This is a genomic window from Silvimonas sp. JCM 19000 (assembly GCF_054652575.1).
This window is the reverse complement of the sequence record NZ_BAAIHC010000027.1, coordinates 32,240-57,814: the sequence shown is the minus strand read 5'-3', so window position 1 is coordinate 57,814 and position 25,575 is coordinate 32,240. Positions and strand designations below refer to the sequence as shown.

At 62.0% G+C, this 25,575-nt stretch carries 22 protein-coding genes; 9 read left to right on the top strand and 13 right to left on the bottom strand.

Translation table 11 applies throughout. From position 1 onward, the window contains the following. Positions 1-61: 61 nt before the first annotated feature. Positions 62-967, bottom strand: coding sequence for a LysR family transcriptional regulator (locus ACYQ1A_RS18700; protein WP_499364446.1), 906 nt, complete (start codon positions 965-967; stop codon positions 62-64). A 98-nt stretch (positions 968-1,065) separates the two neighbouring features. Here ACYQ1A_RS18700 and ACYQ1A_RS18695 point away from each other — a divergent pair, with 98 nt between their 5' ends. After that, positions 1,066-2,016, top strand: a complete 951-nt coding sequence (locus ACYQ1A_RS18695) for an NAD-dependent epimerase/dehydratase family protein (RefSeq protein WP_499364444.1) — start codon at positions 1,066-1,068, stop codon at positions 2,014-2,016. Positions 2,017-2,031: 15 nt separating this feature from the next. Here ACYQ1A_RS18695 and ACYQ1A_RS18690 read toward each other — a convergent pair whose 3' ends face one another. Both ACYQ1A_RS18690 and ACYQ1A_RS18685 read right to left on the bottom strand, forming a co-directional pair. After that, entirely contained in the window at positions 2,032-2,541 is a 510-nt protein-coding gene (locus ACYQ1A_RS18690) for a GNAT family N-acetyltransferase (RefSeq protein WP_062225427.1), read from the bottom strand. A 105-nt stretch (positions 2,542-2,646) separates the two neighbouring features. Beyond that, on the bottom strand, positions 2,647-5,238 hold the full coding sequence (locus ACYQ1A_RS18685) for a pectate lyase-like domain-containing protein (protein WP_499364441.1): 2,592 nt from the start codon (positions 5,236-5,238) through the stop codon (positions 2,647-2,649). A 495-nt stretch (positions 5,239-5,733) separates the two neighbouring features. Between ACYQ1A_RS18685 and ACYQ1A_RS18680 the strand changes: the two genes are divergently transcribed. Then, complete coding sequence (locus ACYQ1A_RS18680; protein ID WP_499364439.1) at positions 5,734-8,040, top strand: PAS domain S-box protein; 2,307 nt, start codon at positions 5,734-5,736, stop codon at positions 8,038-8,040. A 115-nt stretch (positions 8,041-8,155) separates the two neighbouring features. After that, the gene (locus ACYQ1A_RS18675; RefSeq protein ID WP_062224654.1) at positions 8,156-8,479 is read left to right on the top strand and encodes a hypothetical protein; all 324 of its coding nucleotides are present in this window, start codon (positions 8,156-8,158) and stop codon (positions 8,477-8,479) included. Between the two features lie 45 nt (positions 8,480-8,524). Here the strand turns inward: ACYQ1A_RS18675 and ACYQ1A_RS18670 are convergent, their stop codons facing one another. From ACYQ1A_RS18670 to ACYQ1A_RS18660, 3 genes are all read right to left on the bottom strand, one after another. Further along, positions 8,525-11,770, bottom strand: a complete 3,246-nt coding sequence (locus tag ACYQ1A_RS18670; RefSeq protein ID WP_499364436.1) for an ATP-binding protein — start codon at positions 11,768-11,770, stop codon at positions 8,525-8,527. 174 nt (positions 11,771-11,944) lie between these two features. Then, a complete protein-coding gene (locus tag ACYQ1A_RS18665) occupies positions 11,945-14,551 on the bottom strand; it encodes a hybrid sensor histidine kinase/response regulator (protein ID WP_499364434.1) in 2,607 nt (868 codons plus the stop codon). Between the two features lie 94 nt (positions 14,552-14,645). Beyond that, the gene (locus ACYQ1A_RS18660) at positions 14,646-14,999 is read right to left on the bottom strand and encodes a YkgJ family cysteine cluster protein (protein ID WP_062225462.1); all 354 of its coding nucleotides are present in this window, start codon (positions 14,997-14,999) and stop codon (positions 14,646-14,648) included. Between the two features lie 358 nt (positions 15,000-15,357). Between ACYQ1A_RS18660 and ACYQ1A_RS18655 the strand changes: the two genes are divergently transcribed. The 3 genes from ACYQ1A_RS18655 (at position 15,358) to ACYQ1A_RS18645 (ending at position 18,375) form a co-directional block, all read left to right on the top strand. Further along, positions 15,358-16,827 carry a catalase gene (locus ACYQ1A_RS18655; RefSeq protein WP_499364431.1) on the top strand — a complete coding sequence of 490 codons (1,470 nt, stop codon included), beginning with the start codon at positions 15,358-15,360 and terminating at the stop codon, positions 16,825-16,827. Positions 16,828-16,981: 154 nt separating this feature from the next. Then, the gene (locus tag ACYQ1A_RS18650; protein WP_499364429.1) at positions 16,982-17,758 is read left to right on the top strand and encodes a class I SAM-dependent methyltransferase; all 777 of its coding nucleotides are present in this window, start codon (positions 16,982-16,984) and stop codon (positions 17,756-17,758) included. Between the two features lie 59 nt (positions 17,759-17,817). Next, the gene (locus ACYQ1A_RS18645) at positions 17,818-18,375 is read left to right on the top strand and encodes a GNAT family N-acetyltransferase (protein WP_499364427.1); all 558 of its coding nucleotides are present in this window, start codon (positions 17,818-17,820) and stop codon (positions 18,373-18,375) included. Positions 18,376-18,390: 15 nt separating this feature from the next. On the opposite strand, the gene ACYQ1A_RS18640 is transcribed toward ACYQ1A_RS18645, so the two are convergent. Together ACYQ1A_RS18640 and ACYQ1A_RS18635 are read right to left on the bottom strand one after the other, a co-directional pair. Then, the gene (locus ACYQ1A_RS18640; RefSeq protein WP_062224623.1) at positions 18,391-19,080 is read right to left on the bottom strand and encodes a siderophore-interacting protein; all 690 of its coding nucleotides are present in this window, start codon (positions 19,078-19,080) and stop codon (positions 18,391-18,393) included. Positions 19,081-19,225: 145 nt separating this feature from the next. Then, entirely contained in the window at positions 19,226-20,131 is a 906-nt protein-coding gene (locus ACYQ1A_RS18635) for an endo alpha-1,4 polygalactosaminidase (protein WP_499364425.1), read from the bottom strand. Positions 20,132-20,324: 193 nt separating this feature from the next. On the opposite strand from ACYQ1A_RS18635, the gene ACYQ1A_RS18630 reads away from it, so the two are divergent. Continuing rightward, a complete protein-coding gene (locus tag ACYQ1A_RS18630; RefSeq protein ID WP_062224625.1) occupies positions 20,325-20,786 on the top strand; it encodes a PaaI family thioesterase in 462 nt (153 codons plus the stop codon). Here ACYQ1A_RS18630 and ACYQ1A_RS18625 read toward each other — a convergent pair. Continuing rightward, complete coding sequence (locus tag ACYQ1A_RS18625) at positions 20,749-21,228, bottom strand: GNAT family N-acetyltransferase (RefSeq protein ID WP_499364422.1); 480 nt, start codon at positions 21,226-21,228, stop codon at positions 20,749-20,751. The genes ACYQ1A_RS18630 and ACYQ1A_RS18625 overlap by 38 nt on opposite strands. 15 nt (positions 21,229-21,243) lie before the next feature. After that, positions 21,244-21,867 (bottom strand): trimeric intracellular cation channel family protein, encoded by a 624-nt coding sequence (locus ACYQ1A_RS18620; protein WP_499364420.1) that lies wholly within the window; start codon positions 21,865-21,867, stop codon positions 21,244-21,246. Positions 21,868-22,245: 378 nt separating this feature from the next. Between ACYQ1A_RS18620 and ACYQ1A_RS18615 the strand changes: the two genes are divergently transcribed. Then, the gene (locus ACYQ1A_RS18615) at positions 22,246-22,632 is read left to right on the top strand and encodes a PilZ domain-containing protein (protein WP_499364418.1); all 387 of its coding nucleotides are present in this window, start codon (positions 22,246-22,248) and stop codon (positions 22,630-22,632) included. A gap of 60 nt (positions 22,633-22,692) precedes the next feature. On the opposite strand, the gene ACYQ1A_RS18610 is transcribed toward ACYQ1A_RS18615, so the two are convergent. Beyond that, positions 22,693-22,896 (bottom strand): cold-shock protein, encoded by a 204-nt coding sequence (locus tag ACYQ1A_RS18610; RefSeq protein WP_053936430.1) that lies wholly within the window; start codon positions 22,894-22,896, stop codon positions 22,693-22,695. A gap of 229 nt (positions 22,897-23,125) precedes the next feature. Then, a complete protein-coding gene (locus ACYQ1A_RS18605) occupies positions 23,126-23,668 on the bottom strand; it encodes a hypothetical protein (RefSeq protein WP_499364413.1) in 543 nt (180 codons plus the stop codon). Positions 23,669-24,218: 550 nt separating this feature from the next. Here ACYQ1A_RS18605 and ACYQ1A_RS18600 point away from each other — a divergent pair. Beyond that, complete coding sequence (locus ACYQ1A_RS18600; RefSeq protein ID WP_499364410.1) at positions 24,219-24,788, top strand: DNA-3-methyladenine glycosylase I; 570 nt, start codon at positions 24,219-24,221, stop codon at positions 24,786-24,788. Here the strand turns inward: ACYQ1A_RS18600 and ACYQ1A_RS18595 are convergent. Beyond that, entirely contained in the window at positions 24,785-25,492 is a 708-nt protein-coding gene (locus ACYQ1A_RS18595) for an SDR family oxidoreductase (RefSeq protein WP_499364408.1), read from the bottom strand. The genes ACYQ1A_RS18600 and ACYQ1A_RS18595 overlap by 4 nt on opposite strands. Positions 25,493-25,575: the final 83 nt, after the last annotated feature.

Here is a 25,575-nt window from a genome sequence, read left to right as displayed (position 1 = left end):
TGTGGCATGCCAAGGTATGGGTACTTGGCAATCGGCTTTGAGCGGTGGGTCATGACCCACCCTATGCGGCATTAGCATATTCGCGCAGGCCAGTGACCAGGGCATCGAATACGACGCGGCAGGCGCGGTGGTTGCGCAGGTCGCCGTGCATGGCCAGCCAGGTGTCCATTGGCCAGTTGAATTCATCCGCCATCACCCGCACCAGGCCGTACCGTCGCGCCAGCCCCACCTGGCACACGCCCACGCCGAAACCCGCGCGCGTGGCCGCCAGCTGCATCACATCGCTGTCCGCACGCAACGCCATGCGCTCGCGGCGCAGGCCGCCGATGCGGCTTTGCACCTCACGAATAAACGGCGTCTCGCTATCAAAGCCGATCAGACTATGGCTGCCTAGTTCATCCCAACGCTGCGGCGCGCCGTGGCGGGCCAGATAGTCCGGCGTGGCGTGCAAGCCGATATTAATGGTGCCGACAAACTGCGCCACCAGCGCGTCCTGCTGCGGCCGCACCCCGCGCACGGCGATATCGGCATCACGCCTTAGCAAATCTTCCAGCCGATTGTTGAGCATGATCTCCAGCACCAGCTCGGGCCACTGCGCGCGCAATTGCGCCAGCAGCGGTGGCAACACTTCAACGCCGATCATTTCGCTAACGCTGATGCGCACCGTGCCGCGTACCCCGTCGCCCAGGCGGGTGGCCGCGCGGCTGAGGGCGGCGGTGGTGGCGTCCAGCTCTTCGGCATATTGCCGCAAGGCCAGCGCCGCATCGGTCGGCACCAGACCTGAGGGCGAGCGGCTGAACAGCGCAATCTGCAACGCCGCTTCCAGCGCCTCGATATGGCGGCCCACAGTCGGCTGCGTTAACGCCAGTTGCCGCGCCGCGCCCGACAACGAGCCTTCGCGCAAAACCGCCAGAAACGTGCGGTACAGGGTCCAGTCGGGCTGGATGGGTAAGGTGGCTACGGTCATACAAATTTGTATATCGGCTATCCGCTTTTCGTCAATTTTCTTTTAGCCACGCAGCGGCCAGACTGACGACATCTCATCCCCCACAAGGACAACAAGTCATGGCCAGAACAGCATTGGTATTGGGTGCCACCGGCGGCATCGGCGGCGAAATCGCAAGGCAGTTGGTCGCCGCAGGTTGGCGCGTACGCGGCCTGCGTCGCAAAGCCGGCGGGCCGGATCAGAGCGGCATCGAGTGGATGACCGGCGATGCCATGCAACGCGCCGATGTACTGCGCGCGGCAGAGGGCGCGGAGGTGATCGTGCATGCGGTTAACCCGCCCGGTTATCAGCGCTGGTCCGAACTGGTGTTGCCGATGCTGGACAACACGCTGGCCGCCGCCGCGGTCAGCCGGGCGCGGGTGGTCTTGCCCGGCACGGTTTATAACTTTGGTCCGGACCAGTGGGCCCATATCCTGGAAGGCGCGCCGCAAAACCCGCAAACACGCAAAGGCAAAATCCGCGCCGAAATGGAAAGCCGCTTGCGCCTGGCCGCCAGCGCGGGCACGCCGGTGCTGATTGTGCGCTTTGGCGATTTCTTTGGTCCGCAAGTGGGCAATAGCTGGTTTGCGCAAGGCCTGGTCAAGCCCGGCAAAGCGGTGACTTCGATCGCCAACCCGGCCCGCCCCGGCGCGGGCCATCAATGGGCCTATGTGCCCGATGCCGCGCAAACGGTGCTGCGCTTGCTGGCCCAGGACAACTTGCCGCCGTTTGCCAACTACCACTTTGGCGGACATTGGGATGCTGATGGCACGCAAATGGCGACCGCCATCCAGCGCGTGGTGCAACAACAAAGCGACCAGACGCCTGCCATCAAGCGCTTTCCGTGGTGGCTGGTGACCTTGGCATCGCCGCTGGTGACGGTATTCCGCGAATTACGCGAGATGCGTTATCTGTGGCAACAGTCGGTGCAGATGGATAACCGCCAGTTGCTGGCGCAATTGGGCAGCGAGCCGCATACGCCGCTGGACGAGGCCGTGCGCGCGACGCTCAAAGGCCTCGATTGCCTGTGAAGCGGGCCGCCGCGCTTATAAGCCTTTGTACATCAACACTTCATCGCTTAAGACGTGCGGGGTTTCCGGCCCGGGCCGACAGGTCTGGAATTCCAGTCGGCGCAGCAATTTGGCCGAGCGATGATTGCGCGCCTTGTAGGTCGCATAGAAATCGAACACGCCGTACTGGCTGAGCAGTTCATCCAGCATCGCGCGCACGCCTTCACTGGCGTAACCCTTGCCCCACCAGTTACTGCCGAGTTCATAGGCGATGGTGGCGCGGCCCGGCGCGTCCAGCGTGGCCTGGACGTAGCCGATGGCGGTGCCATCCTGCAAGCGCAAAATCCAGTTCAGCCATTGCTCAAAGCCATTGGGCGACTGGCGTGACTCCAGCCGTTTGTAGAGCGCGCGCAAACTCTCCACCGATTTGGGCGGCGCGTTTTCGAACTCGTAAATGGCGGGGTCACACATCACCGGAAACATCTCTTCGGCGTGGCTGGCCAGTTGCGGTTCCAGGGTCAGGCGGTCGGTGGTCAGCGGGCGCATGGTCTTACCGTAGTGAGCATTCGGGCATAAAAAAAGCCCGCATCAGTGATGCGGGCCAAGGAGTCTACCACCGGCGCACCGGGCGCCGGGGTGCAAACCCACTGTTTACGGATAAGTGACCACGTTTTGCGGGATGGTCGAAGTGCCTTGCGCGGTGGTGCCGGTGTTATTGACCACATGCGTGATCGTCCCTACCCCGCCCAGCGACACTGTAAACACATCGTGCAATTTGACGCCGGCCACATTCGGCACCTCAAAGCCGTGCAACGCATTCACCGCCGGGTTGACGTTAAAGTAGCAATAGCTACCCATGCCCCAGCCTTCGTGCGTGGTGACGTTATCGGCCACCTTGTACGCGGCATAACCATTGCCAGCCGGGCTGATCCACGACGCCTGATCCGGCACGTCATACGGCAGCTCGTTCTGGAAGAAGATGGTCTTGCCGCCCTGACCATTCCACAGCACGTTGTATTTCTCGTAATGCTCCACAAACAGGCCGGTGGCCAGCACATTGGCGCCGTTCACAATCACGCCGGTGTCAGCCGTATTGATGTTCCAGCCGGTAGCCGACTGGCCGTGGTCAGCGCGCCATGCCCAGATGTGATCGATGATCACATTGCTGCTGTTCACCGTCAGGCTGTTGGTGGCTTTGCCCGCCACCGCGCCACCGATGCGGAAATACACATCCTGGATGGTGGTCGGGTTGCTGGCATGCGAAGCGCTGGCGCCAGCCGGGCCCACTTGCAGCAAGGAAGCGCTGTTGGTGGTGCCCGCATCAAACAACAAGCCGGCCAGACGTACGCCATCCACATCATCCACCGTCACCGCGGTTACGCCGTTATCCGGCACCAGGGTCGGGAAGCCGATCCCCAGCACGACGGTGTTGGCGTTGGTGATATGCAGCGACTGGCTTAGATGGTAGGTACCTGGCGTAAAGAACAGGTGCAGACCACTGGCCAGCGCGGCATTGATGGTGGCAGCGCTGGCGCCCGGCTTGACCACATAGAACTGGCTCATCGGCAGCGAGGTACCCGCGGTCGGACCGCTGGCCCAGCTGGCGCCGGAGGCATTGGTGCGCAACGACGGCACAAACACGCGGTACTTGCCTGCGCTATCAACGTACAGATACGGCTTGTCACGCGAGACCGGCGTGGTGGCCAGCGTGGTGTACGGTGCGGCGGCACCCCAGGTGGCCGGGAAGGACTGCGCCGGTGCGCCGACTACGCCGGAGAACACCATATTCCACACGCCGTTTTGCCAACCGGCGATATTGGAATCACGCGTGTACCACTGCTGTTGCGAGCCCGAAGTGATCTGGCCATCCACCTTGCTATCGGCGATATAACCGCCGCTGGCATAGCCCTGACCATCGCCCTGGTTGGACGGACCCAGCGTCAGATTGCCTTTGACGTGGATACGCCGCATTGGCGCGGCCTGCGATACGGCCCAACGATCGGTGCCGCCATCAGGCAGGATCGACAGGTTTTCGGCCGAACGCCAGAAGTTCTGTGTGGCGTTGGAGGTATCGCCGTAGTTCCAGCCCGCATCGACATTGATATTGCCGCCAATGGTGACGTCATCCGGGTTCTGGCCGAGGCCGACGACCGACGTATAGAAGCCAAGATTGGCGTAGACACCGGTGTAGGTACCCGGCTTGAACAGGAAGGCATAACGCTGTGCGCCAAACTGCGCGGTCGGGCTTTGATTCTGCGCATCAAAGGCAGCATTGAAGGCGGCCTGGATGGTGGCGATCGGCGTGTTGGTATCAAACACCTGCACATTGGCGCCAAAGTCGGGGTTATCCGAAGTGGGCGTTGGCGCGGGCGTCGGTGCCGGTGTGGGCGCGGGTGTGGGGACCGGCGTCGGTGCCGGGGTGGGTGCCGGGGTCGGGACCGGCGTCGGTGCCGGGGTGGGCGCTGGCGTCGGGGCTGGCGTCGGCGCCGGGGTAGGGGTCGAGCCCGCGTAGGTCAGCGTCTGTTGTGGCGTATCCGCGGCCGAGCCATTCGACTGGCCGATGGTGAACGAATACTTGATGACGGCACCTGCTGGCACACCGGTGATCTGGTAGCTGTTATTGCCATTGTTGGCCGTCATGCGCACGTTGATCTGGCCACCATTATTGATCGTGTAATGCACATCAGCCCACGCGCCACCATTGGCGTAGAAGGCCACCACGCCGCCAGCCAGTGCGGTTGCGCCGTAACTGCTGGCCGGGGTGGGCGCAGGAGTGGGTGCAGGTGTGGGTACCGGCGTCGGCGCCGGGGTCGGGACTGGCGTGGGGGCAGGCGTGGGTGCGGGCGTCGGGCTGGCCGTGCCGGTATAGGTGAAGGTGGTCCACGCCGTGTCGACCGCGGAGCCATCGCTCGAACCCACGGTATACGAGAACTTGACCGTGGCATTGGCGGGGATACCGGTCACGGTATAGGTGTTGTTAGTGCCGCTATTGGTCATGCGCACGTTCAACTGCGCGCCACCATTAATCGTGTAGTGGATGTCGGCCCATGCCGCGCCGTTTACATAAAACTGCACGCTACCGCCCGACTGCTGCGTGTAGCCGGTGGTGGCAGCTGCTTGTGCGCTGGGGGTAATAGCCATCAGGCCGACCGCCACCAGGGGTGCCGGCATGGCGGTCACTGCGGCCAATGCCAGCGCCAGCACACGCTGGCGGCCTTGTTTGTACTGCGTATTACTTTGCATTTTTTGTCTCCTCCGGTTTTTCGGGTACTACGGTACTGCCATGAAATCGCTTTCATGGTTATGGGAGGTTCCATTGGAAACAAGTAAATGCTTTACCCTACCTGACAGCCATAAACAGATACAAAACGTGACGCCATGCGGGTTTGCCGCGTAGGCGCGGCAATTTGACTACACGTGTACAGCCGACGAACGTCATGTTTCGGTGCGTTGGCGGCGCGCCACGCACCAGCGTAACTCACGCCGCAGGCCTTGTAGAATCAGTATGTTAGCGTTTAATAATGCGTTTCTGCCCTACTGCAGCGCAGCAATCGGCGACTTGCAGAAAGCGCTTTCAGTATGTAGTCGCAGCCAAAACAGAGCGAAACAGATCACATTCTGCCCCTGCCCTGACGCCGTTCAGCCACACATCCCGCTATGCAAACGCCATAGCAGCCCCGCGTGGCTTGCGTCTCGTTTATGCTTACATCCTGTTCCTACGCCTCGAAGGAAAGGTCGTTGATCGCACCGGACATCCCCTTTGACGAAGCGAGCCGCCTGCTGCTGCTCAACAGCATGCGCATCCTCGACTCCGCGCCCGAAGAAGAATTCGATCGCATCACGCGTGTTGCACGGCAAGCCATGAATGTGCAAACCGCATTGGTGTCGCTGATCGATACCAACCGGCAATGGTTCAAATCCAGAGTCGGGCTGGAAGTGAGCGAGACGCCACGCGATATCTCGTTCTGCGGTCATGCCATCCTCAGCGACGAGCTGTTCGTGATTGGCGATGCGCAACAAGACCCGCGCTTTTTTGATAATCCACTGGTCACGCAGCCGCCCTATATCCGCTTTTATGCCGGTTACCCCATCCGCTCGCTGGAAGGCATCCGGCTGGGCACCTTGTGCGTGTTTGATCCGCGCCCGCGCCATATGACGTCATCCGAGGCGGCCATGCTGCGCGACCTGGGCGGCCTGGTCGAACGCGAATTTGCCCACCGCGAAACTGCACGGGTGGCGATGGAATCGCACGCCAAAGGCCTGCAGCAGGTGCTGGAAAGCCGTGACGATCTGGATGTGACCTTTGAGCAAGCCGCCACCGGCCTGGCCTGGGTGGCGCTGGATGGCACGTGGATGCGCGTCAATCAGCCGCTGTGTGATTTTCTGGGCTATAGCAGCGAAGAACTGATGGCGCTGACCTTCCAGGACATTACCTACGCCGACGATCTGCGCATCGATCTGCAAACCTTGCAGGATTTGCTGGCCGGCGACATCGACCACTACACGCTGGAAAAGCGCTATGTGCGCAAAGACGGCCAGGTGGTCTGGGCCAAGCTCACCGTGTCTTTGCGCCGCGGCGCCGATGGCACGCCGCAGCATTACATCTCGGTGATCGAGGACATCCAGCGCCGCAAAGCCTCGGAATCGGCGCTGAAAAATCTGCGCGATACGCTGGAGCAACGCGTGGGCGAACGCACCGCTGCGTTGCAGCAGGCCAATCAGAGTCTATCGATTGCAGTGAACCAGCAGCTTGAGGCGCAAGCGCAATTGCGCCGCAGCGAAGCGCTGCATCGCAGTGTGCTGGAGACCGCGGCCGATGCCTTTATCAGCATCGATCACCACGGCCTGATCATTGAATGGAACCGCAAAGCGGAACAGATTTTTGGCTGGTCGCGCGCTGAAGTGCTGGGCCAGTTAATCGAAGAAACCCTGATTCCGCCCGCCTACCGACAACGGCACAGTCGCGGCCTGGTCAATTTTTTGCATACCGGTCAGGCCGTGGTGCTCGATCGCGTGCTGCAATTGCCAGCACGCCGCCGCGACGGCGTGGATATTCCGGTGGAAATGACCATTTCGCATGTGGCGGTCGATGGCCAGGTGCGTTTTAACGCGTTTTTGCGCGATGTCTCGGCCCGCCAGGAAGCCGAGGCGGCCGTGCGCCGTAGCCAGCAAGAACTACGCACCATTACCGACAGCCTGCCGGTGCTGGTTGCCGAAATCGACACTGACGGCGTCTATCGGTTTGCCAACGCCACCTGGCATCGCTGGTATGGCGTTGAGCCGGGTTCGCTGATCGGGCTGAAGTTTGGCGAAGCGCCGCCGTTGCAGCACAGCCCGCAGTTGCAGCAATACCTGGCCCGGCTGCGTGACAATCCCTACGCCACGCTTGAGGTACAAACCCTGCAGGAAGACGGCGAGCACTGGGAGCATTACGACGCCGTGCCGCGCCCGAATGCGGATGGCAAGGTGGGCGGCTATTACGTGATGGTGCAGGACATTACCGCGCGTAAAGAACTGGAAAATTCTTTGTCCCGCCAGGCCATGGAGGATGCGCTGACCGGTTTGTCTAATCGACGCGGCTTTGAGCAGCACTGGCATCGCGCCACCGAACGCGCCAAACGGGTGGGCAAGGAATGCGCCTTGCTGTATCTGGATCTGGATGGCTTCAAGGGCATCAACGACAGCTACGGCCACGATGTGGGCGATGCCGTATTGATCGCCTTTGCCGCACGGCTGACTCAATGCATACGGCAGTCCGATATTCCGGCGCGGCTGGGTGGGGATGAATTTGTGGTGGTGCTGGAATTTCTCAGCCAGGGCATGGCCGACGCCGAAACGGTGGCCCGCAAGATTATCGATGCAATGCGCGAGCCGCTGATTGCCTATGACCAGGCGCTGACGCTGTCGACCAGCATAGGTATCGCCAGTTTTCAGTCCTGCGGCCAGGACGCGCGCATGTGCGTGAATATGGCGGACGAAGCCTTGTATACCGCCAAGCGCGCGGGCAAAAACCGCTACGCCTCAGCGCCTATGGTCCATCCCTGAAGCAGCCGTGCCAGTCATTCCAGCAGGCGCCTACACAAGGCGCCGCGCTGGACTGACTGCAATGGCGCTGCCTGCATTGCATGCTGCAGTCGTATTCATCGACAGGAGCATGACCATGCCACGCGGAGACAAATCGGCTTATACCGACAAGCAGAAACGGCAAGCTGAACATATCGAAGAAGGCTACGAGCAGCGTGGCCTGTCGGATGCTGAAGCAGAACGGCGGGCCTGGGCCACGGTGAACAAGACCAGCGGCGGCGGCAAAAAGTCGGGCTCGGGCGTGGGCAAAGTCGAGAACCACGAACCGGAACACAAAGGCGGCCGCCTTGGCGGCGCCGCATCAGCGCATCGCAGCGCGGCAGAGCGTTCAGCTTCGGCACGTAAAGGTGCGGAAACGCGCAAACGCAATGCGGCTGCGCGCGCCCACTCCCATCATTGAACGTGCCTGGCGTTTAGCGCTGGCCCACCGGGGCGGCGGCCGGCGCTACGCCGTGGCCACCTCGGCGCGCGCGATGCCGGTGATGTCGGCCAGCATGTCTTGCAGCTCGTCCCAATCGGGTTCGAAATCCGCAAAGCAGCTGACTGCGCGTGTTTCCATATCCCGGCAATGACTGCTTTCTACCGGATAACCCAGCACCGCCAGCGCGCCCGCCAGCGAGTGCAATTTGCTACGCCAAAGCCCGGTATCGGCGGCCTGGTAGGCCTGGCGGAGCTGTTGCAGATCATTCAGTAGCGCGCCGCGCGTGATGTTGTCCAGATGCAGCGTATCCAGCGGGGCGGGCTCCAGCGCGCCGCCCGTTGCCACCTCAATGCCGGGTGTGGCGGACGGCAGCGGGTGCCGCAGGCGCGGATCAAACAGCTGGAGTGCATCGGCCAACTGGCTGCTGTTAACCGGCTTGCTCAGATAGACGTCGATGCCTGCCTCGATGCAGCGCTGGCGTTCATCTTGCAGCACGCAAGCGCTGATCGCGATCAAGGGCAGCTGCACGCCTTGCGCACGCAAGCGTCGCGCCATTTCATAACCATCCATGGTCGGCATCTGGATATCGGTGATCACCCATTGATAATCCGCGCGCCCGATCTGCGCCAGCGCGGCCGCGCCATCGGCGACCACATCCACCTCCACACCCAGCGCCTGCAATTGCTGCCGCATGATGGTCTGGTTGATCAGATGGTCCTCCACCAGCAACACCCTTCCATTGAGCGGGCTGCTGCTCGCTGTAACCGGGGCAAGCGCTGATGCGGTGCTGGTGGCGCCCGGTGCCTGCGCCAGTTGCTGTACCAGCGTTAACCATTCCAGATGCGCCAGGCTGGAGCACAGCACCGGCTGCGTGCCCGGATCCAGCAACACCGGGCCGTCCTGGCGCAAGGCGATGGTGGCGTGCGGCAGGATGCCGTCGTCAGCGTCCCGGCCATCAATAATCCGCACCCGCGCCACGCGCGGGTCGTCGACATACAGCGCGCCCGCCGCTTGCAGCCAGCGCGTTACTTCGGCGTGGCGTTCAGCATCGGCGATCTGGGTATAGACGCGAATATCGTTCAGATCGGGTCGGGCCATCGCCGCTGCGCCGATCACGGCTTGATACGGCAGATGCAAGCTGAAGCAGGCGCCAAGGCCAGGCTCACTGGTCAGCGTGATATTGCCGCCGAGCAAAGCCGCCAGCCGTTTGCAAATGGACAAGCCGAGGCCGGTGCCATCGTGGCGGCGGGTATCCGACTGATCGGCCTGCACAAAGGGGTCAAACAGACGCGACTGGTCGGCCAGTGCAATACCCGGGCCGCTATCGATGACGCGCAGCACCAGGGTCTGGTCCATCTGCGCGGCAGACACGCGAACCGCGCCACGGGCGGTGAACTTGATTGCGTTGTTAAGCAGGTTGTTCAGCATTTGCCGGACGCGGCCGCCATCAATTTCAATCTCGAGCGGCAGGGCAGGATCAATATCCAGATACAAGGCCAGCTGCTTGGCCGTCGCCGCCGGTTCATAGCTGCGTGCCACGTCCTCCAGCAACTCCAGCAGATTGTAACGCGCGGGATGGATGACCATTTCACCGGCCTCGATCTTGCTGAAATCGAGCACGTCATTAATGGTGCCGAGCAGCGCCTGCGCCGAGCGCTGGATGATGCCTAGCCGGTCGCGCTGTTGCGGGTCCAGTGGCGTCAGGCCAAGTAGCTCGATGCCCCCGAGCATGCCATTGAGTGGCGTGCGGATTTCATGACTCATGGTGGCCAGAAATTCCGACTTGGCGCGGTTGGCACGCGCGGTTTCGGCCAATGCACTCTTCATGCGGGTTTCGCTGGCGCGGATGGCGGTGGTGTCATGCAACGTAATCAATTTGGCGGGCTTGCCCCCGGCCAGCGTGGCAATCAGGCGTACGGTAACCACGCGGCCGTGGTCAGTGTCAGGCAGCACGGTTTCAAATTCAGTTACTGCTGCGGCGGGCAAGGCGTGCATGCGTTCACGGCACAGTGCAATCAGGTCATCGCAGGCCGTGCCGAGATGCAGATAGTGCTGCGCCAGCGCGTTGATCTCGACAATGACACCACTCTCACGCTCTACCACCAGCAAGCCAACCGGTGCGGTCTGGAAGATGCTGCGGTTAAGCGCTTCGCTTTCTTCCATGCGTTGGGTCTGTTGCTCTGTGGGGCGCAGCAAGCGCCGATCGATCCAGACCAACCAGGCAGCCAGCCCGGTCACCAGTGCCAAAGCAAACAGGGCCACGGTGAGCGCGCCGCTGCGCACATCGGCCACGATGCGGCTGGCGCCGATGCGGGCAACGGCATACCAATCGGGCTGCCCCAAAGGCGCCACCAGCAACACATTCAGCTCAAGACCGGGGCCGCGCACCCACTGCCACTGCGTTTGCCCGGCCAGACCGCGTTGCTGCTGGCTCAGACGCTGGTACAGATTGTGTAAAGCGGGCGAGCTGTTGTAGACCGGCAGCCAGCGCGTGCCGTCCTGCAAAACCAGATCAAAATCTTCAGCAAAGCGCGGGTCGCGGGGAGCGATATGGTTGGCAGGCAGGTCCAGCCCGACCACCACGGGCGCATGTTCGGCCGACTGCAGCAGCGTGGCAATGCGCAGGATGGGCGCGTTATTGAAGGCATCGTGCGCCGGGGTCAGCAGCACCGGTTTATCGGGTGAGGCCGCCAGCCGGGCCAGCAAGACCGGGTCCAGCAATGCCTGGCGCATGCTGCTGCCAAAGCGTTGCTGCCAGTCGGCTTCGGCCACTTTCAGGCGGCCCATCAAGGGATTTTGCGGAATCACATACAAGGGCTCGTCGGCCAGGCCCACCAGCCAGGCATTGCCGTCCTGCCCTTCCGCCGCACCGGTCTGACGCCATGAAAACGCAATGATGTCGGCCAGTTGTCGCACCGCATCGGGCGCGCCATCGGCGTTTTGCGCCGCCGAAACGCGAAAAACCACGCTGGCGTTAGCGGCCGGGCGTGGCGGTAAGGATGAATGGAGTGGCAAGTCGTCGATGGCGGCGCGGGCACGTTGCAACATGGCCTGGCTGCCCGCAAGGCGGGACGCCGCGTTGCCGCTGCTGATATCGAAGGCGGCGGCGTAATGCTCAACGGCGGCGCGAACCTGGTAATGCAAGACCACGCCCGCCGCGATCAGACCGATACAGCCACCCAGTAACGTAAACGCCATGACCAGCACGCGGATCTGGCGCACCGATAAAGACAGCACCGGCCATTTGTCGAGCAAGGGACGGCGGTTCATGCGTGGCACCTTGCGGCAAGCAGGCACGCGCTCGAAAACACAGGAAAGGTCGGACGGGAATACGCACGGGGCACGGTGTGTTCTCTTTGCGCCGGAGCCGACGCAAGGTCTGGGAAAGAGCGCCATTCTCTACAGTCGACCCCGGCGACGTTAATCAGCGCATTCCTAAAACTCTTAACTCGTACGTGGCGCGGCCGCCGCGTGCTCTTCCAGCCACAGCTCGGCATAGGCCACGGTGGCAGCGCCATGCACACCCAGTTCGTCGACGGCGCGCGTGGCACTGGCTTCGAGTTGCGCACTGGCGTCGGCAATGTCTTCACCGGCCGGCGCTTGCACAAAAGCGCCACGAATGCGATGCGCCAGGGCTTTCACCTTGCCCGGATCCAGCGACACCAACGCTTGCTTGAGCGCGGCCAGATCGGCTTGCAGCGTCTGCACGCGCAGCTGCGTCAGATCAACCGGCGTGGGCGCCCGATGCTGCGGGCTGGGCGCGGCGGCGGGTAGTTGCAATTGCGCCAGCGCAGCCGCCAGTGTCGGCAATAACACCGGCTTGGCCAGACACAGCGTCATGCCACTGCGTTGTCCGCGTTCGATTTCGCCCTGCAGCAGGCTGGCGGTAATGCCGATGACCGGCAAGGTCTGGCCCTGCGCCCGCAGTTGCTGCGTCAGCGCCAGGCCGTCGAGAACGGGCATATTGAAATCGGTCAGCAACAGATCGAAATGGTCCTCCGCTTGCAGTCGTTGCAATGCTTGTTGCCCATCGCTGACCGCCTCGGCACTGCAGCCGAGCGCCTGCAATTGCTGCAGCAATACTTGTTGATTGACCGGATGGTCATCGGCCACCAGCACATGCGCGGCAAACTGGCGGGCGCTGGCGGGGGGCGCGGCTTCGGCGCTGACTGGCGCGGCGGTGGCGACCTCCAGTTGCAAGCTGAAGCTGCTGCCCTGCCCCGGCACCGATTGCAGGGTGATTTGCCCGCCCAGCAAGCGGGCCAGGCGCTGGCTGATCGACAAGCCCAGCCCGGTACCGGCAAAGCGGCTGGCCGGATTGGCCTCGGCTTGCTGAAACGGCTGAAACAAGCGCGCGGCGGTGCTGGCGTCGATGCCGATGCCGGTGTCGCGCACCGCCAGGCGCAAGCGCGCACGCTCGGCCTGCAAGGGGATCACGCGCGCGCTGACCGTCACGCTGCCATGTGCCGTGAACTTGAGCGCATTGGCGATCAGATTGGCAAGGATCTGCCGCAAACGCACCGCATCGCTCACCACGCTGGGCAAATCTGCGTGGTAGTCACGCCGTAACGCCAGGTCTTTCTGCAGCGCCAGCGCTTGATAGCCATCCAGCGTGCTGTCGAGCAGCGCGTTCAGATCAAACGGCGCCAGTTGCACCGGCATCGCGCCCGCCTCGATCCGGGAAAAATCAAGCAGGTCGTCAATGATCTGCATCAGCGCGGTGGACGAGGTGCGCGCCATCGCCAGCTGCGCCAGTTGCTCGGGCTGCAAGGCGCTACGCTCCAGCAATTCCAGGGTGCCGAGCATGCCAAACAAGGGCGTGCGGATTTCGTGGCTGATGCTGGCCAGAAAAGACGATTTGGCGGTGTTGGCGGCCTCGGCAGCGCGGCGGGCCGTTTCGATCGCGTGCTGCGCGCGCAAATCGGGCAATAACACGCGCCGCCCCACCCAGCGCGCCGCCAGCACGATCAAACCCGCGGCACTCAAATACAGCAGCAAGCCGGCCGCCAGCGGTAGCGCTTGGGCGCGTATGACTTGCTGCGCATCGAAGGCGGCGACGCCCTGCCACGCGGGCGCCAGCGTGCGCGCGCCCACCCAGATCCGGCCGGCCTGCCACGCATAACCAGGCGCTGCCAACAACGGGCCATCGCGGGCCAGTAAACGCGCACTGGCCGGATGCAAAGTCGCGTCGGGATCAAACAGCAAAGCGGGTGCCGGCATGCCGGGTGCGGCCAGGATCAGGCGCCCGGCGACCGCATGCTCATTCAGGCTGGCGCGCAATTGCAGCGGCATCAGGCTGAGCAGCCGGTTGCCGATCAGCACGCCACCCGGCTCGCCTGTGGCGTTATGCAAGGGCGTGATGCGGCGGATTACGCTGTCGCCGCTGATGTCGTCCCGCAGCACGCGGGTTTCGCTATCGGCTTGGGCGAGCTGCGCGGCGTGCACGCTGCGCGCCAGATGCTGCAGCACGGCGTCCACCGCCAAGGGCTGGCTGGCCAGGCGCTGCATCACTTCGGGCTTGGCAAACAGCACGGCGCTGGCTGCGTCGGGGCTTAGCCACGCCACATAGCCATCCGCATTGCCTGGAAATGACACCCGGCTGATCAGATGCAAGCGTGCGATGGTGCGCGCCTCGGCTGCATCCAACGCCGGAGCACCCACGCTACGCAGCAACAACAGCGGCGTGCTGGCGGGCTCTATCCGCACCAGGCCGGCATGGCCGGGAGCGATCTGGTCTAGCGTGGCCGCCCATTGCGCCGCGCTGGCCGCGTCAGCCACATGCGCGGGTTCCTGCAGCAGGCGCGCGCTGGTATCAAGAAAATGCGTGTAGATATTGCGCGCCTCGGCCAGGCTTTCAAGCCGGGTCTGCGCTTGCACGACCAGCCGTGCCACCGTTTCGTCGCGCAAAAACTGCACCCAGGCGGCAAAGGCCAGCGTAAACAACAGCAATAACAGCGCCGTGCCCAGCCACAGGCCGCGAAACACCCAGCGACCGCGTCGGGTAATGCGCGCGCGTTGCGGCGTAACGGTTTGCGCCTGATCTGTGCCCACCCTCCGGCCTCGTGTGCTTGCGCCCGCATCGGCGTATCGCCCGTTATAGGCAAAGTGCGGCCATGCGAAACCACGCGGCGACCAGCGTCAGCTCTTACAACAAAACCTGGCGTGTTTGCCGTTGAAACAGTTGCAAAGCCGCTTCCACGGCGGGTTCGGTGGGGGTGGCCGGGCCCAGGCCGTGCGGACACGGCAGGCTGGGCACCGTGCCGAACAAGCGGCAGATCAGCGGCCGCTCCGCATACACCGTGCAACCGTCCGCGCCGAGGTAGACGCAATCGAGGTGATCCAGCGCCGCCGCGTGTTCGGCGGCCGTTTTGCGCGGCAACCACTGCATTTCTACCGAGCTGGCAGTGACCGGGCCGCAGCAATCATGGCAACCCGGTTTACAGGCAAATGCGGGGATGTGGTTGCGGAAGAAACGAATTTGCTGAACGCGGTCTGGCATGCGGCGGCCGGGGCTGAGGGGACGAATCGGCGCATTGTACGGTGCCGCCCGGGCCTTGCCGCAGCGAGGCGACAAACCGCGCGTCTAGCCACGCCTATGTTGTTCTACAGCCGTACCAGGCTAAGTCACGTCACCGGTTAAAAAGCGGGCATAGCGCCCCACCCGTTGGCGGAGGTCGGGCGGGCTGATCCTTGTAAAACTTGATCTGGATCAATGTTGGCGGGCCACGCCTACGACTTAATACAACGCGGCAATCGATTTAGCCGTTTTGATTGTAATTAGCTATCAACCCTGACACCGCAAGCGACTCCACATCGCCTGCCCCGGTTATGGGTTCAACTTTTATGGGACTCAGATCATGGCTGAACAGAAAAAACTCACTACCGCCGCCGGCGCGCCGGTGGTGGACAACCAGAACATCATGACTGCCGGGCCGCGTGGCCCGGCCTTGTTGCAAGATGTCTGGATGCTGGAAAAACTGGCGCATTTCAACCGCGAGGTGATTCCGGAACGCCGCATGCACGCCAAGGGTTCGGGCGCGTATGGCACGTTTACCGTCACCCACGACATCACCCGCTACACGCGCGCAAAGATTTTTTCGCAAATCGGCAAAAAGACTGAAATGTTCGCCCGCTTTACCACGGTGGCCGGTGAGCGCGGCGCCGCCGATGCCGAACGCGATATCCGTGGCTTTGCCCTCAAGTTTTATACCGAGGAAGGCAACTGGGACATGTGTGGCAATAACACGCCGATTTTCTTTATGCGTGATCCGCTCAAGTTTCCGGACCTGAACCGCGTGGTCAAACGCGATCCGCGCACCAATATGCACAACGCCACCAGCAACTGGGATTTCTGGTCGTCGATGCCGGATGCGCTGCACCAGGTCACCATCATCATGAGTGATCGCGGCATTCCGGCCAGCTATCGCCATATGCATGGCTTTGGCTCGCATGCGTTCAGCTTTATCAGCGCGGACAACCAACGCTACTGGTGCAAATTTCATTTCAAGACGCAACAAGGCATCAAGAATCTGAGCAATGCCGAAGCCGAAGCCCTGATCGGCAAAGATCGCGAAAGCCATCAGCGCGATCTGTACGAAGCCATCGAGCGCGGTGACTTTCCCAAGTGGACGCTGTATGTGCAGATCATGCCCGAGGCCGAAGCCGCCACCACCCCGTATAACCCGTTCGATCTGACCAAAACCTGGCCGCACGCGGATTACCCGCTGATTGAAGTCGGCTTTTTTGAGCTGAATCGCAATCCGGAAAACTTTTTTGCCGAGGTCGAACAATCCGCCTTCAACCCGGCAGCGGTGGTGCCAGGGATAGGCTTCTCGCCGGACCGCATGCTGCAGGCGCGTTTGTTTGCCTACGGCGATGCACAACGCTACCGCCTGGGCGTTAACCACCATCAAATTCCGGTGAATGCGCCGCGCTGCCCCTTCCACAGCTATCACCGTGATGGCGCCGTGCGCGTAGATGGCAATAACGGCAGCTTGATAGGCTATGAACCCAACAGCCTGGGCGAATGGGCGGAACAGCCCGAATTTCGCGAGCCGCCGCTGGCCATCGAGGGCGCTGGCGACCACTGGAATAACCGTCTGGACACCGATTTCTACTCGCAACCGGGCGCCTTGTTCCGCTTGATGACGCCAGCCCAGCAGCAAATCCTGTTTGAAAACACCGGTAGCGCCATGGCTGGCGTGCCGCAGGAGATCCAGTTGCGCCACATCACCAACTGCTACAAGGCGGATCCGGCGTATGGCCTGGGCGTGGCCAAGGCGGTGGGCATTGATCTGGCCCAGGTCTGTCCGCACCTGGTACGCTAAGCGCAATCCAGCTCGTCCCGCGCCCCGACCGGCTTGCCCCGGCCGGGGCGTTTTTCATGCACGCTGCCAACTTGGCGATTGTTGCGCTGGGTGCGGACGGGATGCGCGGTTTGCGGGTATGGTGAGCGCTCTTCAGTCAGCACATGGAGTGGGCATGGGCAGCATTAATTTCGGCAATACCGCAGAAGACTACCGCCGCTATCGGGCCGGTTTTCCCATCGAATTCTTTACCCAGGCCGCGGCGCATGGCGTGGGGCTGGCCGGACAACAGATACTTGATATTGGAACGGGCACCGGCACCCTGGCGCGCGGGTTTGCCCAACGCGGCGCGCAGGTGATCGGCATGGACCCGGCCACGGCTTTGCTGGAACAAGCCGTCGGCATGGCGCAGGAAGAAGGCGTACACGTCGATTTCCGCGTCGGCCGCGCCGAACAGACCGGGCTGGCTGATGCATCGCTGGACGTGGTCAGCGCCGGGCAATGCTGGCACTGGTTCGACCGTCCCGCCGCCGCGCAAGAAGCGTGGCGGGTATTGCGGCGCGGCGGCACCTTGATGATGGCGCACTTTGACTGGCTGCCTTTGCCCGGCAATGTAGTGGCAGCGACGGAAGACCTCATCCTTAAATACAATCCCGGCTGGAGCGCAGCGGGTGGTAGCGGCATCCATCCGCGCTGGTTTGCTGATCTGGCCACGGCCGGGTTCAGCGGTATCCAGTCTTTTTCCTTTGACCTGCCGGTGTATTACAGCCCCAAAGCCTGGCGCGGCCGCATCCGTGCCAGTGCGGGCGTGGCGGCCAGTCTGGATGCAGAAACGGTGGCGCGGTTTGACGCGGCGCTGGCCGCCCTGCTGCAAACCAACTTCCCCGGCCCGCAATTACTGACGCCGCATCGCGTGTTTGCGGTGTGGGGACGCAAATACCCGGCCGAGTGACGCGAAGCACCCCACGGTGCGCCGTCTGATCGTCCGTCCCCCAACCATCAAGGAAGCGCATGCCTGCCCCACCGCTCAGCACTGTCCGTCTGGAATTGCGCCCCGCCACGGCCGAAGATGCGGCGGCCGTGTTGGCGTGGCAGCGCGCCAATCGTACGCATTTGCAAGCGTGGGAGCCGCTGCGCGCCGATGCGTTTTATACGCTGGAGGCGCAGCGCGCACGGCTGCAGGCACAAGCCGACGCCACCGCCTCCGGCGCTGCGTTGCATTGGCTGATCGTGTGCAAACAGCGCGATGTACTGATCGGCGAATGCGCGCTGACCAACCTGGCGCGCGGCGTATTTCAGGCCTGCCATCTGGGCTTTGCCCTGGCCGCCAGCGCCCAGGGTCAGGGTCTGATGGCGGAGGCGCTCGGCAGCGTGATTGAGCACGCGTTTGCCGAGCTCGATCTGCATCGCATCATGGCCAACTACCGCCCGGAAAACCTGCGCAGCGCGCAATTGCTGCGCCGCTTGGGTTTTGAGCGCGAAGGCTTTGCCCGCGCTTATCTCAAAATTAATGGGCAGTGGGCCGACCATGTGCTGACGTCCTTGCTCAACCCGGCACATGCGTCTTGATTGAGGCTGTCTGGCTCAACCCCAGAACGGTTTAGGCCGCACGCAGGCTCGGTCGAGGCCACGTTCAAATAACAGGATGTCTTGCACGGCACGCACGGTGGGCGCGGCGCCGGCCACATAGATGGCGGCCGGTGCCGGCAGGTCGAGCATGCGGGCCATCGCAGGCAGCAGAGAGCGTTTGCTCGCCGTCTGGTCCAGCCAGGTAAACGGCAATTGCAGTTCCTCCAGCAAGGCAGCGATGCGCGCGTCGCCTTCGATAAATCCTTCACACAAGCCATGTGCCGCCTGGCTGATGGCCGCAAACGGGGCCAGAGTGGTGGCATCACCAAAGAACCAGTGGGTATGCCGCGTGACGTCGAGCGTGACACGTCCGGAAAAGCCGCGTAGCCAGACGTTGTCGCCGAGAGCCAGCAAACTGGCCCAGGCACTGCCAGGACCACGGCCGTGCAGATGCACCAGCAGTTCGATACGGCCCCGTTCGACGTCAAAGCGATAGACCGAATATTTGCGCGCCATGCGCAGGTTGGCGCCATCGATATACACGCTGACCGCCCGGCCCGGCGCGTAGCCGCTCATGCTTTTAAAGCTTTCGGCTTCAAGCGTGATATGGCGCAAGCTGCCTTGCAATGTGCGCACTTGTACCACGGCAGCCCGATGTTGGCTTTCGTGTTTGACCCAGGTTTTAACGGTTTCGAGCATGCTCATGAAGTGTCTCCGGCAGACAGGCAGGCGTTATGGTTCGCACTTTGAAACATATCGTACGATATAGGTCGCAAGATATATCTAAAGATACGAATCGCCAAGCGGTGCAAGACGAGCGGATGCCAATGGCATAGCATCCGGCGCCTCGTCAGCCTGTGCAGCTGTAGCGGTAGTCATCGGCCAGGCGCTGTTTGCGCACCAGCGTGCTGATGTGGGCAGCCAGCGTGGCAGCACACAGCGCATCGCGTGCGCCGTCGGTGTTCTGCCGATAAGCAAGGTCGTATTCGATATTGAAGACCGCCTTGCCCGCACTGGTGAAGGTAGTGCTGTAGCGGCTGCATTCATTCAGCGAATAGCACTGTTCATTCACGGCAAAGTCGAAACTGGCGACCAGGCTGGCGGCCTGATCCAGATCGTTTTTAAGGCCGACGCTCAGATTGAGCGCATGCGCCTGGGCGGCAATAAAGCGGTTGTAATCCAGTTGCGTGGTGGCTGTGAGCGCAAGGCCGGGCGTGTTGCTGTAGCCATCAACATTATCGGGATCGACGCCATCACAACCCTTGCTTTGCGCCAGTGCCAGCCGGGCTTGCATGATGGCGCGCACATTGGCGGAGCGCGTATCCAGCCAGTATTCGCCCGGCCATGCCGCCAGCTCATTGCCCATATCACTGGCGGCAAACTGGCTGTAGTCGCTGCGCCAGTTTTCGGCGGTGCCAGCGGAGAAATAACAGACCACGTGGCGCCCTTGCGCCTTGAGTGCGGCTATGGTGGTGGCTGGGGTGTCGAACAGATCGACGTCATACATTGACGCGTCGTAACTGGTATTGAGCGTGCCGCTAAGCTGGATTTGCCAACTGCTGCCCTGCTGTGGCACCCAATATGTGGGGGTCGGAGTTGGCGTCGGGGTTGGCGTCGGCGTCGAAGTCGGCGTGGCCGTCGGGCTGGGGATGTTGGTGGCCGCAGAACTGCCGTCACTACCGCCGCCACCCCCGCATGCGCTGAGCAGGGCAGCAATACTGGCCCCGGCCAGCCAACTCAAAACAGCTTGCTTCATCTCGACATTTCCACAGAACAATTCTTTTGATCAGACCGTCATTATCCAGATGGCATAGATATTTGCCCGCCAGGACCTTTACCCGTGGTTGGGAAGAGACACCCCCTTGCGTTTAAAACGACCGTTGGATTCCACCGCCAGCCCGCAAGCGTTTTATGATCGCCATCCAACAACTCAAACAGGAGCGCAGCAGATGAATATGTCTGAACAAGTCGGTGCCGGACTGGATGGTCTTGGTCAGCTGAAAGCACTGGTGGCAGCCGGGCGCAAACCGGGCATTGCCGTATCGCTGGATTTTGATTTTGTCGAAGTAGAAGTGGGCCGCGCCGTGTTCAGCGGCACGCCTGGCCATCACGCCTATAACCCGATCGGCACGGTGCACGGCGGCTATGCGGCCACCCTGCTCGACTCGGCCTGCGCTTGCGCAGTGCACGCCAGCCTGAGCGCCACCCAGGCGTATACCACGCTTGAACTCAAAGTGGCCTATCACCGCCCCATCACGGCCGACACCGGCCTGCTGCGCGCGGAAGGCAAGGTCATCTCGATTGGCCGCCGCGCCGCCTTTGCTGAAGGCAAGATCACCGATGCCGAAGGCAAGCTGTATGCCTCCGCCACCTCTACCTTGCTGGTGATGGAGCGGCCGACAGCGGGCTAGCCATGTGCATGGCGATGTAATGGTCTGACAAGCCGACCGCGCGCCAGAAGCCCAGCGCGGCGGCATTGCCAGCCAGCACATCCAGCCGCAAGCGCGGCGTTTTGCGCCACGGATTGGCCCACAGCCACGTCATCGCGCCGCGCCCGATACCGCCACGGCGGAATTCCGGCAGCACATAAAACTGGCGCAAAAACACCTGATCCGGCTCATGCACAAATAAGGCGTAGCCGGCCAGCTGATCGCGGTATTCAAATAACACGGCCCGATAATCCTTGTCGGACAGCCATCCCACCATGCGCGCCTGCAGCTCGGGCAGACTCAGACTGACGTGGTTGCCTTCATCGCGCAGCAACTGCAAATTGAGCATGGCCAGTGCGCTGACATCAGCCACCGAAGCAAAGCGAAACTGCAGGTCTTGTGAGTGCGGGACGATCGGGTTCATGGCCTGGTATCCTGGTTACAAGGTGGCACGCGGCAAGTGCCAGCCATATTGCACGGCCAGCATGCGCAAGACAAAACAGGCGATACCGCCGGCCATGGCGGCAACGGTGGGCGGCAGGCCCAGTTGCCGGGCACTGACCACCAACACGCCTGCCACAAACGCCGCGGTGGCGTAGATATCGGCATACAGCACCAGCGGCACACGCGCCAACAAGATATCGCGCACCACCCCACCGCCGGTGCCGGTAACAGTACCCAGCAGCACGGCAATAAACGGGCGTATGCCGTGCAACAGCGCTTTCTCCACCCCGGCCACAGCAAACAAGGCCAGACCGGCCGCATCAAGCACGGTATAGAACAGCGGCGGCAAGGCCAACACCACGCTGCTGCAGACAAAGCTGATGAAGCCAGCGGCGAAGGTGAGCGCCGGATAACGCCAGTCGCGGATGGCACTGGGGGGCGTATCGCCGATCAACACATCCCGGATGACGCCGCCCCCCAGGGCGACGATAAAGGCGATCAGCATCACGCCCAACAAATCCAGATGCGCGCGCATGGCGGTCAGCGCGCCTTCAATGGCGAACACCAGCGTGCCGACCAGGTCGGCGATCAGTACCAGCTTTTCTGCGCGGAGCCGCATTGCACGTACCGGGTTGTGTGAGCCGCAGCCATCATATAGCGAGACAGCCACTGCCCTGGCTTGCGCTGATGCGCAGCGTGGCATCCGCGCCACGCCAGCGGCCCGGCCCCACCAGGAGCGGTCCCCAGGTGGGGGCCTGGCTGGCAGGAGAGCCTGCCGCAGGCATGATGTCTTCAACGCGCAGGCAGGCGCGTTACTCTCTCCTTTTGGCTTTGGTTGGGCCCGCCCTGGTGGCGGGCTTTTCTTTGTCCGGCGTTTGGCAAGCCAGGAGCGCTCCTGGTAGTGAGCGCGCTCACCGCATATAAGAATGCGCTGATATATGACAGCCGCATACGACGGCAAGCGGTTGCGCAAGGACGCACCGGGCAGGCCAGAACCATGAACGAGTATTCAGATAAAGCGCAGCGGGCCACCCGCCATAGCGTGCGCTGGCGCGTGGTCTTGTTGACCACAGACGGGCGCCAGGCCTTTGGCCGTAGCGGTGATCTATCCATCAGTGGGGCATCGGTGTATCTGGATCTGTATTTGCAGATGCACACCGAGGCGCTGCTCTACCTGGAAATTCCGGCGCGACCCGACGGGATCGAGCGGCAGATAGTGCAGATTCCTTGTCGTGTGGTGTACACCGTGCACGACAATGTAATGAGCCAGTTCCGTACCGGCATCCAGTTTCTGCAACTGGATGACCTTAGCCGCGACGCCTTGCAGCGCGCCTTCAAGGCGTATTTTCACCGGGCACGGCCGGTCAGCGTGGCAGAGGCCTGAAACGGTAGACGAAAAAAAACCCCGCAATGCGGGGTTTTTTCTTAACAAGCAACGCAGCAATCAGGCCGGTTGGATGTTGGTGGCTTGCGGACCTTTCGGACCCATGCCCTTGGAGTAGGTCACTTTCTGGCCTTCTTGCAGGCTCTTGAAGCCGTCGACTTTCACTTCGGAGAAGTGAGCGAACAGATCCGGGCCGCCGTCAGCCGGGGTGATGAAGCCGAAGCCTTTAGCGTCGTTGAACCACTTGACGATACCTTGTTCCATTTTGATTCCTTGATACGTAGTAGAGCATGTCGCTCGAAAAAGAAGCGCACGAACATCAAGGAAAATAAGGTAACAAGGGGTGCCACTGGGGTACTGACAATGTAACGATCACTTCACGCTTGAGATCCTGCTCCGCCGTTATCCCCTTTTATGCTGTCCGCGTCAACGTTCTACGCCAATTAAATTCAAAAGCCCCGGCGCGCGCCCGCCCGCGCAGGCCGGGCAAGCCTCAGTTTTGCAAGGCGATATTCATCAATACGCCACGCATGCCGAGGATCAACAAAGTGGCGTTGTGTTCGCCTTTCAGGCGGAACACACAATACTGCGGGCTGTCTTCATCGCCTTTGCATTCGGGCTGGCCAAACTCGCTGGTGGCCAGATCCACCACCTTTTGCAGCGGCAAGCGGCTGCCGTCATCAAACGGGTGCAGCAAGATCGTTACCTTGCCCGGCTGGTTGTTGTCTTCGCCTTGCGTGGTGTACAGAAACGAGCGGTTGGCCGCCTGCGGCAAGGGGCAATTCGTCAACAGATAGCCAAAATCGATAGCGGGCAATTCGGTGCCGCGCACCTTTTGCGCCGGAATATGGCGCTCGCTGACCTGGCATTGCAATGCCTCGCCCACGTAATGCGGGTCAGACAGATTACCGTTAACACCCACTTGGCCGATGCGGTCGAGCAGCGCCACAAACGGCGCGGTATTCAGATGCGGCGGATCAGCCTGGGCGACCGTAGCCAACACTGTAGTCACAATGGCGATCAGGAGTTTTTTCATGGTGGCGGCCCTCGCTGTGTAGTGGGTGTTTCTCGCTTACATGGCCAGACTATAAATCGCCCGATCTGACCGCGAAAACACCTCAGCCGCCTCCTGCCGACTGAGCGGACGGCTAGCGCCGACAGCCGTTTGCCGAGTGTCTGATTGCGTACAATATTTCAGTTACACGAAAGCGATATCGTTGTTTTAATTCAGCAAACACCCCAGGTGTGGTCCTGGGTGCTTCTGTCAGAAAAATGATTGACCCGGGCAGACTTATCGACGCCTTTGCTTGCATGCAAGTCTATTTGCGTTCAAAAACCGGCGCTCATTACGTAGTTGAGCAACAAAATCGGCTGTAAGCAAAAGCCTGCATTCTGGCTTAAACGGACGCTCGGTCCGCGCTCACCATTTGTCGCTTTGCAAGCAACTTTTGCCTAAGCAAAATACAGAAGCGCGCCGGGGCCGCAGTATGCCTCAGCGGTAGTCGACCCCCTGCCGTTACGCTACGCCCGCCGTGGTCGGGTTTGCACTAGACTGCCGCTTTCAGCCAGCCATCCACGAGCTAGTCATGAACGCATTTTCGCGCTGTAGTTGGGCACAAAACGATCCGCTGATGCAGCGTTATCACGATGAAGAATGGGGTGTGCCCGAGCGCGACAGCCGCGCCTTATGGGAAAAGCTCATCCTCGACGGATTTCAGGCCGGATTGTCGTGGCGCACCATCTTGTACAAGCGCGAGGCATTTCGCCGTGCGTTTGCCGGTTTCGATCCCGCCACGGTGGCGGCGTTTACCCAGGCCGACGTGGCGCGTTTGCTGCAGGACGCGGGCATCATCCGCTCGCGGCAAAAGATTGAAGCCGCCATCGGCAACGCGCGGGCCTGGCTGGCGATGCAAGCCGCCGGCGAAGATTTCGGCGTTTGGTGCTGGGATTTTGTGCAGGGCCAGCCGCTGCAGAACAGTGGGCCGGTGCCCGCGCAGACCGAACTGTCGGTGACGATTTCGAAGGCGCTTAAAAAACGCGGCTTCAAGTTTGTCGGGCCGGTGGTGGTGTATGCATGGATGCAGGCGGTCGGCATGGTCAATGACCACGCCGCCGACTGCATTTGCCGCCACGGCCCACGCGCAGCGACGACTTAGAGCAGATGTAGCCCGCCGTCGCATTCGATCACCGTGCCGCTGACAAAGCCGTTCTCGCTCAAGAATTGCACGGCATGCGCGATGTCGTCCGCCTGGCCGACGCGACGTACCGGCAAGGTCGCCGCCTGCTGGTCAAACACGGCGGCTTTGAATCCGGCCGGTTTGTCATCCCACCACGGCGTATCCACCACGCCCGGCGCAACGGCATTGACGCGCAGCGGCGACAATTCGCGCGCCAGCGTGCCCACCATGGCTTCCAGCGCGCCATTGATGGCAGCGAGCCCGGCCACGCCCGGCATCGCCATCCGGGCCGAGATTGCCGAGATCAGCGTTACGCTACCGCGCAATACCGCCAGGCTGGCTTGCAGCGCATTCAGCTGCGGCCAGAATTTGGCCTCGAAACCATGGCGTAATTGCGCCAACTCAAGCTCGCGAAACTCACCCGCGCCCGCGCCACCGCCAAGGGCGAGGACCAGATGGTCGATTGGGCCGGTGGTGGCAAAGAAGGCGTCCAGCGCCGCGCGATCGGTCGCGTCGACCGCCACGCCGGTGAGGTGCCCCGGCAAGGCGGCCTGCAGCCTGGCCAGGCTACGGCCCGTTGCGATCACCTCTGCCCCGGCGGCGGCCATGCGTTTTGCCGTAGCCAGCCCTATCCCGGATGACCCGCCCATCACAACCACCCGTTGTTGTTGCAAGGTTTGCATTTGCTTGCTCCTGATTCACCGGCCAGCAGCGACTTGCCGCAGCCACGCAAGCAGGATAAGTTGGCAAGCTGTTATCACTCCAA

Coding starts and splice junctions, on each gene's coding strand:
- ACYQ1A_RS18640 (WP_062224623.1), bottom strand. CDS start 19,080: ATGAGCATGCTCGAAACCGTTAAAACCTGGGTCAAACACGAAAGCCAA.
- ACYQ1A_RS18600 (WP_499364410.1), top strand. CDS start 24,219: ATGAACGCATTTTCGCGCTGTAGTTGGGCACAAAACGATCCGCTGATG.
- ACYQ1A_RS18630 (WP_062224625.1), top strand. CDS start 20,325: ATGAATATGTCTGAACAAGTCGGTGCCGGACTGGATGGTCTTGGTCAG.
- ACYQ1A_RS18615 (WP_499364418.1), top strand. CDS start 22,246: ATGAACGAGTATTCAGATAAAGCGCAGCGGGCCACCCGCCATAGCGTG.
- ACYQ1A_RS18645 (WP_499364427.1), top strand. CDS start 17,818: ATGCCTGCCCCACCGCTCAGCACTGTCCGTCTGGAATTGCGCCCCGCC.
- ACYQ1A_RS18650 (WP_499364429.1), top strand. CDS start 16,982: ATGGGCAGCATTAATTTCGGCAATACCGCAGAAGACTACCGCCGCTAT.
- ACYQ1A_RS18620 (WP_499364420.1), bottom strand. CDS start 21,867: ATGCGGCTCCGCGCAGAAAAGCTGGTACTGATCGCCGACCTGGTCGGC.
- ACYQ1A_RS18635 (WP_499364425.1), bottom strand. CDS start 20,131: ATGAAGCAAGCTGTTTTGAGTTGGCTGGCCGGGGCCAGTATTGCTGCC.
- ACYQ1A_RS18595 (WP_499364408.1), bottom strand. CDS start 25,492: ATGCAAACCTTGCAACAACAACGGGTGGTTGTGATGGGCGGGTCATCC.
- ACYQ1A_RS18670 (WP_499364436.1), bottom strand. CDS start 11,770: ATGAACCGCCGTCCCTTGCTCGACAAATGGCCGGTGCTGTCTTTATCG.
- ACYQ1A_RS18605 (WP_499364413.1), bottom strand. CDS start 23,668: ATGAAAAAACTCCTGATCGCCATTGTGACTACAGTGTTGGCTACGGTC.
- ACYQ1A_RS18660 (WP_062225462.1), bottom strand. CDS start 14,999: ATGCCAGACCGCGTTCAGCAAATTCGTTTCTTCCGCAACCACATCCCC.
- ACYQ1A_RS18675 (WP_062224654.1), top strand. CDS start 8,156: ATGCCACGCGGAGACAAATCGGCTTATACCGACAAGCAGAAACGGCAA.
- ACYQ1A_RS18685 (WP_499364441.1), bottom strand. CDS start 5,238: ATGCAAAGTAATACGCAGTACAAACAAGGCCGCCAGCGTGTGCTGGCG.
- ACYQ1A_RS18610 (WP_053936430.1), bottom strand. CDS start 22,896: ATGGAACAAGGTATCGTCAAGTGGTTCAACGACGCTAAAGGCTTCGGC.
- ACYQ1A_RS18690 (WP_062225427.1), bottom strand. CDS start 2,541: ATGCGCCCGCTGACCACCGACCGCCTGACCCTGGAACCGCAACTGGCC.
- ACYQ1A_RS18655 (WP_499364431.1), top strand. CDS start 15,358: ATGGCTGAACAGAAAAAACTCACTACCGCCGCCGGCGCGCCGGTGGTG.
- ACYQ1A_RS18695 (WP_499364444.1), top strand. CDS start 1,066: ATGGCCAGAACAGCATTGGTATTGGGTGCCACCGGCGGCATCGGCGGC.
- ACYQ1A_RS18625 (WP_499364422.1), bottom strand. CDS start 21,228: ATGAACCCGATCGTCCCGCACTCACAAGACCTGCAGTTTCGCTTTGCT.
- ACYQ1A_RS18700 (WP_499364446.1), bottom strand. CDS start 967: ATGACCGTAGCCACCTTACCCATCCAGCCCGACTGGACCCTGTACCGC.